At 64.4% G+C, this 16936-nt stretch carries 15 protein-coding genes; 4 read left to right on the forward strand and 11 right to left on the reverse strand.

Features of this window, described 5'->3' with window-relative positions; genetic code table 11:
- From K0F86_RS08505 to K0F86_RS08555, 11 genes are all read right to left on the reverse strand, one after another.
- A complete protein-coding gene (locus K0F86_RS08505; protein ID WP_257572053.1) occupies window positions 1-1152 on the reverse strand; it encodes a Gfo/Idh/MocA family protein in 1152 nt (383 codons plus the stop codon).
- A 9-nt stretch (window positions 1153-1161) separates the two neighbouring features.
- Window positions 1162-2214: a sugar phosphate isomerase/epimerase gene (locus tag K0F86_RS08510; protein ID WP_219134002.1), complete on the reverse strand. Its 1053-nt coding sequence runs from the start codon at window positions 2212-2214 to the stop codon at window positions 1162-1164.
- A gap of 95 nt (window positions 2215-2309) precedes the next feature.
- The gene (locus tag K0F86_RS08515) at window positions 2310-3236 is read right to left on the reverse strand and encodes a substrate-binding domain-containing protein (RefSeq protein ID WP_370452836.1); all 927 of its coding nucleotides are present in this window, start codon (window positions 3234-3236) and stop codon (window positions 2310-2312) included.
- 103 nt (window positions 3237-3339) lie between these two features.
- Entirely contained in the window at window positions 3340-4359 is a 1020-nt protein-coding gene (locus K0F86_RS08520; RefSeq protein WP_219134003.1) for an ABC transporter permease, read from the reverse strand.
- The gene (locus tag K0F86_RS08525; RefSeq protein WP_219134004.1) at window positions 4340-5827 is read right to left on the reverse strand and encodes a sugar ABC transporter ATP-binding protein; all 1488 of its coding nucleotides are present in this window, start codon (window positions 5825-5827) and stop codon (window positions 4340-4342) included. Before K0F86_RS08525 ends, K0F86_RS08520 begins: the two co-directional genes overlap by 20 nt.
- Window positions 5827-6852: a LacI family DNA-binding transcriptional regulator gene (locus K0F86_RS08530; RefSeq protein WP_219134005.1), complete on the reverse strand. Its 1026-nt coding sequence runs from the start codon at window positions 6850-6852 to the stop codon at window positions 5827-5829. The genes K0F86_RS08525 and K0F86_RS08530 overlap by 1 nt, the downstream gene beginning before the upstream one ends.
- Window positions 6853-7045: 193 nt before the next feature.
- Window positions 7046-7957: a glycerophosphodiester phosphodiesterase gene (locus K0F86_RS08535; protein WP_219134006.1), complete on the reverse strand. Its 912-nt coding sequence runs from the start codon at window positions 7955-7957 to the stop codon at window positions 7046-7048.
- Window positions 7932-9572, reverse strand: coding sequence for a hypothetical protein (locus tag K0F86_RS08540; protein WP_257572054.1), 1641 nt, complete (start codon window positions 9570-9572; stop codon window positions 7932-7934). Before K0F86_RS08540 ends, K0F86_RS08535 begins: the two co-directional genes overlap by 26 nt.
- Window position 9573: 1 nt before the next feature.
- Window positions 9574-10434 carry a hypothetical protein gene (locus tag K0F86_RS08545; RefSeq protein WP_219134007.1) on the reverse strand — a complete coding sequence of 287 codons (861 nt, stop codon included), beginning with the start codon at window positions 10432-10434 and terminating at the stop codon, window positions 9574-9576.
- Between the two features lie 28 nt (window positions 10435-10462).
- Window positions 10463-11485, reverse strand: a complete 1023-nt coding sequence (locus tag K0F86_RS08550; protein WP_219134008.1) for a hypothetical protein — start codon at window positions 11483-11485, stop codon at window positions 10463-10465.
- Window positions 11482-12246, reverse strand: a complete 765-nt coding sequence (locus tag K0F86_RS08555; RefSeq protein ID WP_219134009.1) for a hypothetical protein — start codon at window positions 12244-12246, stop codon at window positions 11482-11484. Before K0F86_RS08555 ends, K0F86_RS08550 begins: the two co-directional genes overlap by 4 nt.
- A gap of 173 nt (window positions 12247-12419) precedes the next feature.
- Here K0F86_RS08555 and K0F86_RS08560 point away from each other — a divergent pair, with 173 nt between their 5' ends.
- From K0F86_RS08560 to K0F86_RS08575, 4 genes are all read left to right on the forward strand, one after another.
- Window positions 12420-13793 carry a caspase family protein gene (locus K0F86_RS08560; protein ID WP_219134010.1) on the forward strand — a complete coding sequence of 458 codons (1374 nt, stop codon included), beginning with the start codon at window positions 12420-12422 and terminating at the stop codon, window positions 13791-13793.
- A gap of 85 nt (window positions 13794-13878) precedes the next feature.
- A complete protein-coding gene (locus K0F86_RS08565; RefSeq protein ID WP_219134011.1) occupies window positions 13879-14703 on the forward strand; it encodes a hypothetical protein in 825 nt (274 codons plus the stop codon).
- Between the two features lie 31 nt (window positions 14704-14734).
- Window positions 14735-15466 (forward strand): hypothetical protein, encoded by a 732-nt coding sequence (locus K0F86_RS08570; protein ID WP_219134012.1) that lies wholly within the window; start codon window positions 14735-14737, stop codon window positions 15464-15466.
- A gap of 153 nt (window positions 15467-15619) precedes the next feature.
- Window positions 15620-16885 carry a DUF6445 family protein gene (locus tag K0F86_RS08575; protein WP_219134013.1) on the forward strand — a complete coding sequence of 422 codons (1266 nt, stop codon included), beginning with the start codon at window positions 15620-15622 and terminating at the stop codon, window positions 16883-16885.
- Window positions 16886-16936: the final 51 nt, after the last annotated feature.

Genomic DNA, 16936 nt, shown 5'->3' on the forward strand with positions numbered 1-16936 from the left:
TTAACAGTCCGCCAAGGTGGTCCAGCTCGCGCCAGCCGCATGGCTGCGCAACACGGCTTCGGCAAAGGCCAGGCCCGCCACGCCGTCAAACACCGTCGGCAGCCAGCTGGCTTCCTCGGGCACGGGCAAGCCCGCTTGCAGGGCGCGGATGGCCAGGGCCGCATCCAGGTACAGCTGCGCGAACGCTTCCAGGTAGCCTTCCGGATGGCCGGCCGGCATGCGCGTGGCGTGGCGCGCGGCCGCACTGTCGACCCGGCCCGGGCGCAGCAACTGGCGGTTGCCGCCCTGCGGCGTGAACCATAACGCGTTTGGTTGTTCCTGATCGAAATCGAGCTGCGCCTTGCTGCCGAACAGGCGCAGGCGCACCGTGTTTTCGCAACCGGTCGCCACCTGGCTGGCCCACAAGGTGCCCTTGGCGCCATTCGCATAGCGCAGCATCACCTGCACGTGGTCGTCCAGCGTGCGCTGCGGAACAAAAGTCGACAGTTCCGCCAGCACGGCGTGCGGCGTGAGTCCGCTGACGAACTGCGCCAGGTGATACGCGTGCAAGCCCACGTCGAGCAGGGTGCCGCCAGGGCCGGCCTTGTGCGGGTCGTTATGCCAGTTGCCCTCGCTCATGCCACCCGCGTGTATCGCATCGGCCAGCCAGTCCTGCGAGTATTCCACCTGCACGAGGCGCAATTCGCCGATGTCGCCCGCCTCGACCATGGCTTTCGCATGACGCAGCAAGGGATAGCCGCTGTAGGTATGCGTGAGCGCAAACAGCAAGTTTTTCTGCTCTGCCAGCGCCGCCAGCGCCTGGCCTTCCGCCAAAGAAATGCCTAGCGGCTTGTCGCAGATCACGTGGATGCCCGCTTCCATGAACGCCGTGGCGACGGGTGCGTGCAAGTGATTCGGCGTGACGATGGCCACGGCCTCGATGCCGTCCGGGCGAGTGCTTTCGGCCTGCGCCATGGCGCGGTAATCGCTGTAGCAGCGATCCGGAGAAAGATGCAGCGCGGCGCCGCTGTCGCGCGCGCGCTGCGGGTCGGACGACAGGGCGCCCGCCACCAGTTCATACTGGTCGTCGATGCGCGCCGCGATGCGGTGCACGGCGCCAATGAACGCGCCCTGCCCGCCCCCTACCATGCCCAGCCGTAAGCGTCGCTGCATGTCGTTTCCTTATTTCAAGCCAAGCAAGTGATTGATTTGATGTTGATCCACGGCGCTGCCCGCGAAATCGTCGAACGCGCGTTCGGCCACGTGGATGATATGTTCGCGGATGAAACGCGCGCCTTCGGCCGCCCCGTCCTCCGGGTGTTTCAAACAGCATTCCCACTCCAGCACGGCCCAGCCTGGAAAGTCGTACTGCGCCAGCTTCGAAAAGATCGCCTTGAAGTCGATCTGCCCGTCACCCAGCGAACGGAAGCGCCCGGCCCGGTCTTGCCAGTCGCCATAGCCGCCATACACGCCCTGGCGCCCGTTGGGCCGGAATTCCGCGTCCTTGACGTGGAAGGCCTTGATGCGCGCATGATAAATGTCAATGAAGGCCAGGTAATCGAGCTGCTGCAGCACGAAGTGGCTGGGGTCGTACAGAATCGACGCGCGCGGGTGATCGTGGACGGCGGCCAGGAAACGCTCGAAGGTCACGCCATCGTGCAAATCCTCGCCCGGATGCAGTTCATAGCAGAGGTCCACGCCAGCCGCATCGAACGCATCGAGGATGGGCAGCCAGCGTTTCGCCAGTTCCGCAAATGCCGTTTCCACCAGGCCCGCCGGGCGCTGCGGCCACGGATACAGGTACGGCCAGGCCAGCGCGCCGGAAAACGTCACGTGCGCCTTCAGCCCCAGGCGCTGCGAGGCGCTGGCCGCCCACAGCAGCTGCTGCGTGGCCCAGGCCGTGCGCGCGGCAGAGTCGCCACGCACGTGCTCGGGCGCAAAGCCGTCGAACAGCGCGTCATAGGCGGGATGCACGGCGATCAGCTGGCCCTGCAAATGCGTCGACAGTTCCGTCACCTGCAAGCCGTGGCGCGCCAGCAGGGTTTTCACGTCGTCGCAGTACTGCTGGCTATTGGCCGCTTGTTCCAGATCAAACAGGCGTGGCGCCGTGGGCAGCTGCAAGCCCTTGTAGCCCAGTCCGGCCGCCCACTGCGCCAGGTGCTCGAGCGAGTCGAACGGCGGCTCGTCGCCGAGAAACTGGGCCAGGAAAATGGCCGGGCCCTGGATGGTTTTCATGGGTATCCTGTAAAAATTAACCCTTGAGGCAAAGTTCTGGGGTCGGACCCTTAGGGTCCGACCCCGGATTCTTGCCCTTCGGGGTATGACTTAAATTAAAAAGGCGAGTTCGGAAAGTAGAACTGCTTGGCATTCTCGCGCGTGATCAGCACCGAGGGGATGATGGTGTTGGCCGGCAATTTATCACCTTTCAGGCGCGCTTCCGTCGTCAGCTTGATGGCGTCGTACATGAACTTCGGCGAGTAGGACACATCGGCGACGATCAGCGGATCGGAACCGTCCATGATTTTTTTCACGGCGCCCTTCGCGCCCGCACCGCCGAACACTTGCTTGATGTCCGTGCGCTTGGCTTGCGCGATGGCTTTTTGCACGCCGATGGCCATGTCGTCATCGGCGGCCCAGACGGCGTCGATGTGCTTGAAGCGGGTCAGGTAATCCTGCATGACCTTGAAGGCATCGTCGCGGTTCCAGTTGCCGTACTTGGCATCGAGCACCTTGATCTCGGGATGGCCTTTCATGACAGCAGAAAACGCGTCGTAGCGCTCGTTATCGAGCGTGGTCGGCATGCCGCGCAGCACGACGATATTGCCCTTGCCATTCAGACTTTTCGCCAGATACTCGGCCGGCAGCTTGCCAAACGCCGTGTTGTCGCCGGCGATGTACGCATCCTGCGACTGCGTGTTCGTCAAGCCACGGTCCACCACCGTCACGTACACGCCCTTGTTTTTCACTTGCGCCACGGGCTGCGTCAGCGAGGCCGACTCGATGGGGAAGATGACCAGGGTGTTGATCTTGTTCACCGTCAACATATCCTGCAACTGGTTCGCCTGCTCGGGCGCCGTGGCGGCCGTCTTGACGATGATTTTCAGCCCTGGATGGGCTTTTTCCAGCTCCGCCTTGGCCTGGTTCGCCCACCAGACGATGCCGGACGTGAAACTGTGCGTGGCCGTGGGTATGGCGACGCCGACCACCAGCTTCTCGGCCGCTTGCGCCGGCCCCATCGGCAGCGCCCACGCCTGCATCACCAGCACTGCCATCCCTGCTACCCGTATAAAGCTCTTCATGCTGCTCTCCTCCAAGGTTGTGGGCGCCCGTTGGCTGCCCTTTCAGAACGCCGCTGTGTTTTTATTTGCGGCCTCGCTGCAGGAAGGCGACGGCGATGATCACCACGCCTTGCACTGCGGCATTCAGGTAGACACTGATGATGCTGGTCAAATTCAGGATATTGCTGATCACGGACAACAAAATGGCGCCGATGACGGTGCCGACGATGCGCCCTTCTCCCCCTTTGAGGGCCGTGCCGCCCACGACGACGGCGGCGATCGCTTCGAGTTCCCACAGCAAGCCCGTGGTCGGCGTGGCCGAGCCCAGGCGCGGCACGTACAGCACCGTGGCGATGCCCACGCAGATGCCCAGCAGCATGTAGGTGGCGATCTTGACTCTATCGACGTTGATGGCCGCATAGCGCGCCACTTGCTCGTTGGAACCAATCGCCTGCACGTGGCGGCCAAAGGTGGTGCGATTGAGAATGATGGCGCCGGCCGCCGCGACGAACAGAAAGATCCAGATGGGTATCGGCGCGCCCAGCACGCTCGTGTAATACACAGGGCTGTACAGCTCGGACAGGGTGGCATCCAGGGTCAGCGCGCCGCCATCGGCCAGGTAGGTCAGCACGGCGCGGAAGATGCCGAGGGTGCCCAGGGTAACAATGAACGGTTCGATATTGCCCTTGCTGATTAATAAACCGTGCATCAGGCCGAATCCGGCACCGAGGATCAAGGCCATGGCGATGCCCAGCACCAGCATGGTGATGGGCGCCAAGTTGCCCCCCGCGCCTTGCGCCAGCGTATTCATGAAATAGATCATGCAGCCGGCGATCAGGGCCGCCATCGAGCCGACCGATAAATCGATGCCCCCCGAGATGATGACGAAAGTCATGCCCACGGCGATGATGCCGATGAAGGCCGTGCGCGTGAGCACGTTCATCAGGTTATCCAGGGTGGCGAAGTCGCCGTTGAGCAAGGTGCCCGCGATGCACAGCGATAACAAGCCCAGCACGGGGCCAAAGCCCTTGATGCGCGCGCCGAAGCGGGCAACGGCGGTGGCAAGCGGGGATACGGTGGTGTCAGTGCGTGCCGGTTGCATGGGCAATCAACTCCTCTTCGGTCAGGTGGTCAGCAGACAGGGTGGCTTGCAAGGTGCCGGCGCGCATCACGGCAACGCGGTGGCACAGGCCGATCAATTCGATCAATTCCGATGAAATCACGATCACGGCACGCCCTTCGGCGGCCAGGCGGTGGATCAAAAAGTAAATGTCGCGCTTGGCGCCCACGTCCACGCCACGGCTGGGCTCATCGAGCACGACGACACGGGGGTCGGAATGCAGGTATTTCGCCAGCGCCAGCTTTTGCTGGTTGCCGCCGGACAACATGCGCGCGCGGCTGTCCAGGTCGCCCGTGCGGATGTTGAAGTCTTCAACCGCCCTGGCCAGCGCCTGCTTCTCGCCCTTCACATCGAGCCAGGGCCGCGCATAGCGCTCCATCGTCATCATGGTGAGGTTTTCGCGCAAGCCCAGGTTGACGTGCAAGCCCTTGCCCTTGCGGTCTTCGCTCAAATACGTCATGCCGTGCTGCATGGCTTGCCTGGGCGTGCGGATATCGACCTGCTGGCCATTGAGATGGATCTTGCCCGCGCTGCGCGGGCGCAAGCCCAGCACCGCTTCGAACGATTCCGTGCGCCCCGCGCCCACCAGGCCCGCAAAGCCCAGCACTTCGCCGGCGCGCACCTCGAACGACAGGTCTTTCGACCAGCCGGGAACAGACAATCCCCCGACTTTCAGGAGAACGGGCGCATCCGGCGCCAGCGGCACTTTCGCCGGGAACATGTCGGACAATTCGCGTCCCACCATCAGGTTCGCCATTTGCTGGCGCGTGAGGCTGGCCGTCGGTTCGCGCGTGACGAAACGTCCGTCGCGCATGACGATGACCTCGTCCGTGTTGCGCTCCACTTCGTCGAGCTTGTGGGAGATATACAGGATGGTGACGCCATCGCTTTTCAACTGCGCCATGACGGCAAACAGGCGCTGGGTTTCCGACGACGTCAGGGTGGCCGTCGGCTCGTCCATGATCAGGAAGCGGGCGCGGCGCGACAGGGCCTTGGCGATCTCCACCAGCTGTTTCTCGGCGACGATCAGGTCGCGGATTTTCGTGTCCGGCGACACGTCCAGGCCCACCTGCTTCAGGTAGCGCGACGCTTCTTCGCGCATGGCGGCCTCGTCCAGCAGCCAGCCGCGCGTTTTCTCATGGCCGAGGAACATGTTCTGCGCCACCGTCAGGTGCTCGGCCAGGTTGAATTCCTGGTGGATCAGCACGATGCCCGCGCTTTCCGCCGCGCGCGAACTGGCAAAGCGCCGGGGCTGGCCATCGATCAGCAACTGCCCTTCGCTCACGCCCTCGTAGCCGGCGAGGATTTTCATCAGGGTCGACTTGCCGGCGCCGTTTTCGCCCAGCAAGCCATACACGCGCCCGGGCGACAGGGTAAAACTGACGCCATGCAAGACGCGCACGGAGCCGAAATCCTTGCACACCCCCTCGAAACCGACGGCAACGCTCACTATGCACTCCCTCGCAGAATTAATCGGTGTTGCAGCAGCACGCCAGGCACGCTGGCCGCCGGGTTGGCCAGCCGCTGCAGCAATAAGCGTGCCGCCGTCTCGCCCAGCTCGCGCATCGGCTGCGCGATGGTGGTCAATCCCGGATCGATCTGCGCGGCGATGGCGATATCGTCGAAGCCGATCACGGCCACGTCTTCCGGCACGCGTTTTTTCAGCTGGCGCAATGCGCTCAAGACGCCGATGGCCAGGGTGTCGGAGACGGCAAAGATGGCCGTCGGCGCATCCGGTCCCTCCATCATGCGCAAGGTGGCGGCCGTGCCCGCTTCGTAATCGAGGCTTTGCACCGTGTGCACCCACTGCGGCCGCACGGGCAAGCCGGCGCCCGCCAGGGTGTCCAGATAGCCTTGCTGGCGTTGCCGCGCGTACAGATAGCGTTCATCGGAATTGATCAGGCCGATGCGCGTATGGCCGCGCGACAGCAGATGCGCGACGGCGTCGGAGGCGGCGCGGTGGTTGTCGATGCCGACATAGGGCACGGCCACGGCGGGATCGAATTCGCAGCAGGCCACCCACGGCAGGCTGACGGATTCATGCGACAGGGCATGTTGCACCGTGTCCGGGTCGAGGCAGATGGCGCCGTCGGCGCGGTGCATGCGCAGCAAGTCGAAATAGGAGCGCTCGCGGCCCGCATCGGCGCCCGTGTCGCACAGCAGCACGAAATAGCCATGTTCGCGCGCCACCGTATCGATGCCGCGCACGATCTGCGCATAAAACGGGTTGCCCACATCGGGCACCATGGTGAGCAGCATGCGGCTCTCGGCCGTGCGCAGGCTGCGCGCCAGGTGATTCATGCGGTAGCCGAGCGCCGCCACGGACGCGAGCACCTTGTCGCGCGTGGGCGCCCGTACCCCGGCCTGCTCGTTCATCACGCGCGAGACGGTGGCCACCGACACCCCCGCATGCGCGGCGACGGCGCTGATGGAGACGGTTTCTGTCGGCAAAGAAGACGGGACGGCTGGCGGCATGGGGCTTTTCACATAAATGTAATCGATTACATTTATAGGCCAGTCACGCGCGCGATGCAAACATTATCGATGCTGCGGTGCGCAAAAGATGTGCAAAAACCGGCCCGGGTCGGGCCGTTGGACGCTGCTATTTCTGGGGCTGCAAGGCGCTCTGCTGCACGGCAAAACCACCGTGCAGCAGATCAGGGATAACTTACTTCATCATCGCGCAAAACGTTTCGGGATTGCCGTCAAGAATGACGCCGCTGGGCCAGCGGTGGCTGCGCTGCTGGGCGCGCAGCAAGGATGCGGCCAGGGCCGAGTCGCCATCGACGGCGTAGACGAAGACGGGCATGTTCAGGCCAGCGGCGTCGCTGAGTAAATTCGGATTGGCGTCGAGACTGCGCGCGTCCACGTGCACGCCGGCGGGCATGCCGATCTGCTGCTGCACGCGCTGCAGCCACGGCTTGTCGAGCTTGGGCGGACGGGCATTTTTCGCGATGTAGCGGCTGACCCGGTTGGCGCCGGCCGCCTGTGCATTGCGCGCGTCAAACACGAGCAGGCCCAGATAGCCCTGCGGATCGGCGCGGCGCGCGCACGCCAGGTTGTTAGGCACGCCCGACGTGAGGAACCAGTTGCCGTGCTTGATGTTGGCGCGCAACTGCCCCACCAGGGTCGCGATGGGCGCGCACGACGCCACGACATCCTTGATTTCCGCATTCAGGGTCTTGTTCGGGAAGGCCGTCGCCAGGTCGGCGACATCGCTGACGAAGGGCGGCGTTTCCGCCGTCGGCACGCCGCGGTTCTTCATGCTGGCGGCGCGCCAGTCGTCGGCCGTCAGTTGTTTCACGGTGCGGGGCGATCCCGTGTCGACGACCCGGCCCGTGAGCAGGTCGTGGTGCACCACCCAGCTGCCGTCGCCCAGCAGTTGCAAATCCGTCTCGACACCGTCCCAGGTGCCGAAATACGTGTTGCGCAGCGCGCTCAGCGAGTTTTCCGGCGCATTGCCGGCACCCCGGTGGGCGTGCACCTTCATGCCCAGGCAGTCGGCCTGGACGGCTGTGCTGGCCATGCAGAGCAGCAAGGCCAGGGCGGCCGCCTTATTTTTGTTGCGGATGATAGCCATAGTGAATTCCTTGCAAAACATGGATGCGGATCGCTTCGTTGACGGGGTAGCTGTAGCCCTGCCCCACCGCCACGACGTGCGTGATATTGGCCAGCAAGCCCTTGCCGGCGATTTGCCAGCGCGTGCTGTCATCGGCCGCCTGGCGGTTCCAATCCAGCATCTGGCGGAACAAGTCGCTGCGCGTGACGTTGTTGTCGAGCAAGGACAAGATGCCCCAGGTTCCCAGGAAGGCGCCGGCCAGCACGCCCGTGGCGATCCAGGCGGAACGGCGGCTCAGCTGGCCATCGGCGCCCGCCTGCTCGCCACGGCGCGCCGCCAGCACCAGCAAGCCCACGGTGGCGATCAGGTACAGCAGTTTCGAAAAGTGGCCGATGGCGCCCAGCAAGGAGAAAAACAGGGCCACGGGCGGCACGATGGCCGCGCGCGCCGCTTCCTTGCCCTCTGCGTAATACTTGCCGCCCACTTCGAAGTCGCTGCGGCTGGCACGGTATTCCACCAGCTTTTCCGCCGTCTGGCGCGCGGCGAACTGGTCGAACAGACGGCTGAACTCGGCCGGACTCGCATACGCGTCCTGCACCACGGCGCCCTTGGGCAAGCGCAAGCCCTTGCTCGTTTCGCTGCCGTCGCCACCGTCCGGTCCGTCGCGCAGCACGGCCTGGATGCCGGGGCGCGCCACGAAGGCGGGGAAGGACAAGCCAGGCGGAATGCGCTCGCCCTTGATGCTCAAGCCTTTGTTGGCCGCTTCCGACGCGTAGCGGCGCTTGACGGCGGCGCGGAAACTCAATTGATCGGCAGGATGCCAGTTGGCCGACACGGGCACCTTTTTACGCACATTGTTGACCACCGCCGCGCGCCGGCGCGCCGGCACCGATTCCGGCTGCCAGCCGTGGCGCGACAGGCTTTGCCGGTAATCGCTCCAGGCCGATTCCTGCTGCTGGCGCAAGCCCGCGTCGTCGTCGGGAATGATGCCCGAATACAATTTCCACTTGTCATGCACTTCGCCTATCGCCTGCTGGTACTTGTCGTAGTAACCGGCCGCGCCGCCCGCGATCTTGCGGACATTAAAATTGATCAACTGCTCCTTGGCTGGCTCCATGCGCTCGTCGAGGTGGCCGACCGAGACGGCCAGGAAGGGGAACAGGGCCAGGAAAGCCTTGCCTTCGGGCTTGGCAAACAGGGTGGGATCATCGACCAGCCCCTGCAATTGCAGGCTGCCGCCCACCAGCGAGCGCTGCATCAGGGTGGTGTTGAAGGCCAGGCGGCGAAATTGCGCATCGCGCGTTTCGACCAGCACCGTGACCGTGGTCTTCAAAATGCCGAACACGACCGCCGCCGTGGCGACGCAGCAGAAGATGATCTTTTTCCAGCTGGGGCCGCTGCCATTGTTCTTCAGCCGGCGGCGCCACATCAGTTGCAGCACCACCAGCGCGGCGGCGATGCCCGACAGGCTGCGGCCATAGAATTCCACGCCCTCCACGTCGTGCGGCTTGACGTCGCCGCCCACCACGTCGAGCAAACGGGCATTGAAGCCCAGCTCGAAGCACAGGTACATGATCGTCAGGACGATCAGGATCAAGGTCTGCCGGATTTGCAGACTGCGCAAACTCGCGGCCATCTTATTTCCTCAGATCGATGACGACGGGCTTGATCTCTTCGGCCTGGAAGATCATCGGCGCCGCAGGGGTAGCCGCCGCGCTGCGTGCTGCAGGCAGGCTGATGGCAGGCGCCGCCGCCCTGGCCGGGGCCTCCTGGCGGCGCGGCCTGGCGCTGGCGCGGCTGCCCGCTTTCGGCGTGGCGGCGGGGGCCGGAGCGGCTGCCGGCGGCGCGGGAATCACGCGCCCGCTATCGCCGCCGCTGCCAGGCACGGTGGCGATGACGGGGCCGGTGGCGCGCAAGGCGTCGTCGGCAAACGGCTGGGCGCGCGTATCGACGCCGGGCGGCACGGCCACGCTGGCGTTGAGCAGGCGGTTGTCCGTGTAGATCATGCGCGCCAGGCGGTTGTAGTTGGGGAAGTCGATATTCAGCGATTTCGCGTCCGCCGCCAGCTCCACGCGGGGGCGGTCCTTGCAATTGCCCACCGTCCACTGCAGCACATCCGTGCCCTGGAAGGCCAGCACTTCATAGCGGTAGGCGCAGCCGCGCTCCTGCGTTTCGACGATCACCACGGTGCGCTCGCCCACGTTTTCCACGCGCGCCACGCGGGCCGTGATGGCATTGGCCAGCGGCACGACGCGAAACGCCTGCGACAGCTTGATCGAATACTTGCCTTGCGGGTCCTTGCGCAAGGTGCCTTCCGTACCGTCGCGCAAGCGGAAGGTGGACAGCGGCGTGCCGAACAGCTCGGCCGTATCGAGGCCCACCATCACGCCGCCACGGCCGTTCGGCGTCATGGCGCAGCCCGTCAACAGGATACCGGCGGCCACGCTCAGGGCCAGTGTGCGCCAGTGCGCGGATGCAAAATTCTTATACGTTGTCATGCTTGATAACTTTCTCTTATTTCACAATTCAGGGATTGATCACGGCCAGGGGATTGTCCGGTCCTGGCGGCGGCAAGACTTTCTGGCGGTCGCGCGACAGCAGGGTAAAGGCGCCGAGCGTATCGGGACCGGCGACGATTTCCAGCTGCTCGCGCTGCAGCCACGTGCGGATTTCCGCTTCCGTTGCGTCGGCACGGAACAGCACGCGCGTGCGCACGCCCGTCTCGACGCCGCTGCCGCCGTTGCGGAATTCGGCATTACCGACGACAGCATTCTCTTTCGGCAGGAACAGCCAGGCCGATTGCACCACCATCACGCTGGCGGCCACGGCCGTGACGATCTTCAGCCAGCGGCTGGCATTGGCCGGCTTGATTGGCGTCATCTGTGGCGCGCCGGCATCGGCCGAAGCGATCTGCAACTGCTGCAGCCCTTGGCGCAGCAATTGCCGGTACGCCACGCGGCCATCCTTGCCCAGCTCGCTCGACAGCGGCGTGCCCGTCAAGGCGTAATCGTCGCCGGGCAAGGACACGCGGGCGATCACGCCGGGCGCCGCCGTGGCGGCATTGGCGCGGCCATGCGTTTCCAGCCAGCGCGCCGCCTGCAGGCGCTCCTGGCTGAACACGCCCAGGCAGGCGCCCAGGTCCGTCACGGCCAGGGTCACCGGCATGTCGCACAGCACCAGGCCCGCGCGCGGGTCGGCGGGCGCGTCGCGCTGCTCGACCACCAGGCCGCAGGCATCCGCATACGAAGCATCTGGCGTAACGAGCCAGCCGCGCCAGCGCTGCCGCGAGCTGTCCCAGGCATCGAGCAGCACGGCGCCAAAGCCGGGACAGCGCGCCAGCAGGTGGATCTGTCCGCCCGCGATGGGCCGCGCGGCCAAGGGCACGGCATCGCTGCGGCGCGCAAAGCGTTCCATTAAATGTTCCGGTACGGCAATGCCGCGCCAGTCGGGGGTATCGCCGCTCACCTCCGCGTCCAGCAATTCGGCGGACGCTGGGGGCGATGGCAGGCGCGCGGCAACGATGGCCAGCGAGGGCGTCAATGCAGTCATGCCGGTGGCCTTTCATCAGGGTTCGGGGAGGTGGACACGGGATCCATGTGCAGGGATAACGCGGCCACGCACAAAATATCCAAAACTATTTGCGCCGCCTGCATATCGCGCGCGGTCAGGGCATCGCCCACGCGCAGCTTGAGCAGGGTCAAGACCCAGCTGCCCAGCAGAGTAGAACGGTGGGCCGCTTCGACGATCTGGCGCCCGGCGCTGTCCGCGTCACCCTTCTGCCTGTGCACCAGGCCCAGCTTGCCGCCGTGGTAATGCGCGGAAGCGATCTGCTCGGCCAATTCCCTGACGGGCATGCCGCCACAGCCGCAATGGCGCAGCAGCAAGATCAAATCGCGGGGCAAGGTGGCGATGAACACGTCGGCCGCGTCGCGCACTTGCTGCGGCGTGAGCTGGTAGTCGCGCAGCGGTTCCGCATACGCGTCGGGCGCGCGCAGCTCGCAGCCTTCTTGCGCATCGGCGTCCTCGTCATCGCGCTGCTTGCGCAGCTGGTCGATGATGAAGCGCTTGAAGTACAGGAACAAAGCACCGACGTGGTGGGGCGCCGCATCGCTGTCGCTATGCAAGACTTTTTCGATGAAAAACTGGTGGCGCAAATCGGCCAGCGAATCGCCGAGCGAGGCCGCTTCGCGCGGGCGGCATGGGGTCAGCGCGGCGATGACGCGCTGGTAAAACTCGCCCAGTTCGCTTTGTGTCAGCCGCTGGCGGCGCGTCCAGAAGTCATGAATGCGTTCAAATTGTTCCGATTGCACAGCCGGTCCGATCGTGTGTTGGGCGCCACGCGCCACTGGCCGGCGGCGACGCGCCGTGCGCCGGCCAGACAAGAGAAACTTGTCAGTAAGGTAAAATGCATTTAAGCAATTTTCTCATATCACAGTGAAAATCGCTAACTTTTGTTACTTTCACGACAATTCCCGAGACGCCCATGCATCGCCTGATTCCCCTGTTTATGAGCCTGTTCTTTTTGCTGGGCAGCAACATCGCGCACGCCGCCGTGCCGGCGGCTCCCGGCAAGCGCATCGCCCTGGTGATCGGCAACGCGGCCTATCCGCAACCACTATTGAATCCCGTGAACGATGCGCGCGCCATGGCCGAGCGCTTGCGCCGCCTGGGCTTTGAAGTGCTATTGCGCACGGACATCAATGCGGCGCAGCTGCAAAAGGCGTCGGCCGAGTTTTCCACGCAGGCACGCGGCGCCGATATCGCCCTCGTGTTTTACGCGGGTCACGGCGCGCAGGCGGGCGAAGCCAATTACGTGCTGCCGCTGGGCGCCAACATGAATGCGCTCAGCGCTGCCGCCATCTCCGCCCAGGGCGTGTCCGTCTCCAGCCTGGCGGGCGACTTGCAGCGCACGGGCGCGCGCGGCGCCGTGCTGATCCTTGATGCTTGCCGTCAGGAATATACGCGCGGCGGCGCCGTGATGGTGCCCGGCGGCAGTGCGGCCAGCCACGGTTTTGCCGACACGCACGCGCCACGCGGCGTGGTGATCGCCTATTCGGCGGGACCGGGCGCCCTGGCGCGCGATTTCTGGTCGCCCGATTCGCGCAACAGCCCGTATACCAGCGCCCTGCTCGACGCGCTCGATGCACCGGGCTTGCCGATGAGCGACGTCTTTTCGCAAGTGGCAGCGCGGGTCGCCGCCATGACGCACGATGTGCAAAAACCGCGCGTCTCGTTCGGCGAAACGTCGGCGCGCCTGGTGCTGAACATGGGCAGCGGCAAGGGCGTCAGCCAGCCTCCAGCCAGCGTGCTGGCCGGCTCGCAAGGCCTGGGCGGCGCGCGCGCGCCTGCGCCAGCGGTGGAAAAGCCGGCCGCCCCCGGCGCCAAGGTGTGGCCAGGTAATGTATTGCAAGACATCAACTATGAAATCCGCATGCAGATCGCGGCGCGGCCATTTCCCCGCCAGCAGCTGGAAAAGCGCGCGCGCGGCGGCGATCTGGTGGCGCTGACGGCCCTCGGTTACGGTATCGGCGGCGGCGATGCTGGTGTGAAACAGCCGAAGGCGGGCATGCAATGGCTGGAAAAGGCGGCCGCCAAGGATTTCCCGATTGCCCAGACCTATCTGGCCGAATTGCTGATGGTCAAGGGCGACCCGGCCTCATTAAAACGCGCCGGCGTGCTGCTGGACGCCGCCTCGCAGACGGGCTATACGGCCGCGCACGCCTACAAATTCGACCTGGCCCGCCGCACGGGCGCGCCGCCGCAGGATGCGGCCCGCCATTTGCAGGATGCCTTCATGGGCTTGATGAAGGATTACCAGGGCGCCGCCAAGGATGTATTACAGCCGCCGAAAAAATAATTTGAAATAATTTTGGATTTCCCTGAACTGCCCCCGTTATCCGTGGGTACATGCAATACAGCATGACAGTGACCAGGGAAATCCCATGCAAGCATCCAGCCCAGCAGCAACCATTACCACCGGCCAACGGGGCCGCATTCTCGCCTACCAACCGAGCGGACAAGGTTCCGTCAGCGTGGCCGGCATTCAACATGCCTTCGACGTGGCCACGCACTGGCGCTCGGACGTGGCGCCCGCCATCAATGCCGTCGTCGACGTGCGCTTCGATGACGCCGGCAGCCTCGCCACCGTCAGCGCCGTGGCAACGCAGCAACTGGCACAGGAAGAGATGGCCGGCGCGGCCAAGCTGGCGCGCGACAAGGGCCAGCAACTATGGGGCCAGGCCGTCTCGGCGCTCGGCATCCAGGTGCTGGGGGCGCTTGGCGTGCTGATCGCCGGCGCCTTTATCTTCAACACCATCGGCATCCGCCTGTTCGCCTCCGTCTCGCGCACCTATTGGCAGCTGCTGGGCCTGTCCGCCGACAGCCTGGAAAGCTTTGCCCGCGATGGTGGCGGCGGTTTTACCTCCGCACAATTTTTCTTCCTGCTGGCCATTGCCGCCTGCTGCGCCACCATGGCCAGCAGCCACCCGAAAGCGGCGCTGGGCAAGTGCGCGCCGCTGCTGTTCGTCGTCATCCACAGCAGCTTGCTGTTCATCAAGATCAAGGGCGCCGTCAGCGATGCGGGCAACGCCATGGGCGGCATCATGGGTACGCGCGCGGCCCGCATGGCCGAGCAGATGGCCAGCGAAATGCTGGGACAAGTGTGGCAGGGACTCTCGTTCGGCATCGGCTTTTACCTGGTGCTGGCGGCCAGCATTGTCCTGGCCGCTTACGGCATCGGCGAATACAAACGTAAAACCATCGGCTAAGTCACCTCACACATTCACTAAAGGAAATATCATGAACCGTACCCTGCCCGCCCTGCTCGCCATCGCCGTAATCCTGTCCGCCTGCGGCAAGACCGACACCGCCACACCGGCCGCCTCCGCCCCCGTCGCCGCGAATGTCGCCGACATGGCCGCCAAGGCGCAAGTCAAGGCGGCCGCCGCCAGCCTGCCGCAAGCGGACGCTGCCACGCCAAGCGCCAGCTATATCGACATCACCAGCGGCAACCAGCTGATGTACAGCTACATCGCCCTGTCCGGCGTGCCGCCCGACTATGCGGCCGTGGCGCAGCGCATCTCGCGCGAATATGCGGGCAGCAACGACGCCTTTCGCAAGCAGGAAGTGCTCGACGCGCTGAAACCGCAGATCGACGCCAAGGTCAATGAAGCCAAAACGAAGCGCTACCTGCGCTACCAGATCAATGGCCAGGGCGCGCTGTCGCCGTACGTCATGGACAAGGCCGCATTTCCCGCCAAGTTCGCCGAAGCGGGCACGTATTACTACATGTACGACAATGGCGACTACAAGCTGGCGTTCACGAATGGCGACGGCTACTCGCTGCTGAAAGTGGACCAGGAGGCGGCGCGCAAGATCGAGGCGGCGCGCAGCGGCTACAAGGACTTTGCCATCGTCGTGTATGCCTACGCCCAGGAAGCGGACATGGCCAGCAACCAGGTCAAGGCGCAGATCGTCAAGGTGGCGATCAAGCTGAACGGGCAGGAAATTCCTGTGCAGCAAGCGCTGTAAACCCAAGGGCAGGTACCGGGGTCGGTCGCTGCGCGATCGGAAAGTGCCCCATTGGGGCGCTTTCCCCCGCAGGGTCCGACCCCAGCCTTCGTTTGGGTTCACGACCTCGCCACTTGCAGTTACACTATTTGCCAACAACATCGAGAGTGAGACATGGGCGAACAGACACTGGCGGAACAACAGCTGGCCAAGGGCCGGCAACTGCAGCAGCAAGGCAAGCTGATCGAAGCGATCAACGCCTACCAGGCCGCGTATCAACAGGACCCGGCCCTGGCCGAAGCGCAGCATTTCCAGGGCCTGGCCATGCTGGAGCTGGGCCAGGGCACCATCGGCCTGGGCCTGTTAAAACTGTCGCTCAGGCAGCAGCCGGAGAACGCCCTGTTCCACTACAACCTCGGCAACGTGCTGCGCGGTACGGACAGCGAGGCGGCGCTGGCCAGCTACGCCACGGCGGCGCGGCTGGCCCCGCACGAGCACGATTTCGCGATTCTTCATGCCGAATTGCTGATGGGAAAACAGCGGCTGATGGAGACCATCGCGGAACTGGAACGGGCCCACGTCCTGCGCCCGCAGCGCTGGCAAACCCTGCAGGGCCTGGCCGAGCTGTATTACCGCACGGGACAGCAGGAACTAGCCTTGGCGCGCTATGCGCAAGCGCTGGCGCTGCACCCGGCGCTGGCGCAAACCTGCCGCATCGGCTTTGCCAGTGCGCAAGCGGAACACGCCGAAACTTTGACGACGCTCAATGTGCCGGAAGACATACACGATTTTATCCGTGAAACCGACCTGCACATCCTCGACGACTTCCTGCCCGATCCGGCCGCCTGGCGCGCCCAGGCGCTCAATTTACCGTTCGAGCAGCAGCGCTATGCGGGACAGAACTATCCGGGCAGCCAGACGGCCGGCCAGCCCAGCCAGGTCATCATGGAACGCATCGCCACGGCGCTGGGCCGCCCCATCCGTTTCATTTCGCCCGACAATGGCTCGTATCGCCTCAGCTATGAGGACGCGATGGCGCGCACGGATATCCACGTGGACAATGAGACGGGGAATAACTTCAATTTCTATGCGGGCGTGCTGTATCTGAATCCGCCCGAGCAGTGCCAGGGCGGCACCACGTTCTGGCGCCACCAGCCCAGCGGCTGGTACCGGCGCCTGCCCGAGGCGGACGTGAAAGCGGGCGGCTACGCCAGCTTCAAGGATTTCCAGAAACGCTGGCTGCCGAACAGTAAAGTGCAGAAATTCAACGACTTGCAGGAACAGCGCGACAGTTGGCAAGCGTTGCTGGAAGTGCCCATGCGCCACAACCGATTGATCGTGTACAAGGGCCACTACTTCCACTCGATCAGCAATGTGTTTGGCGACACGCCGGAGAATGGCCGATTGGTGCAGCTGTTTTTCTTTGAAGTGCCCGATTGAGCATGCTGCACGGATATTGTCGGATTACGCCCTGCGGGCTAATCCGACCTA

Source organism: Janthinobacterium sp. UMAB-60, assembly GCF_900095235.1.
Lineage (GTDB): Bacteria > Pseudomonadota > Gammaproteobacteria > Burkholderiales > Burkholderiaceae_D > Janthinobacterium.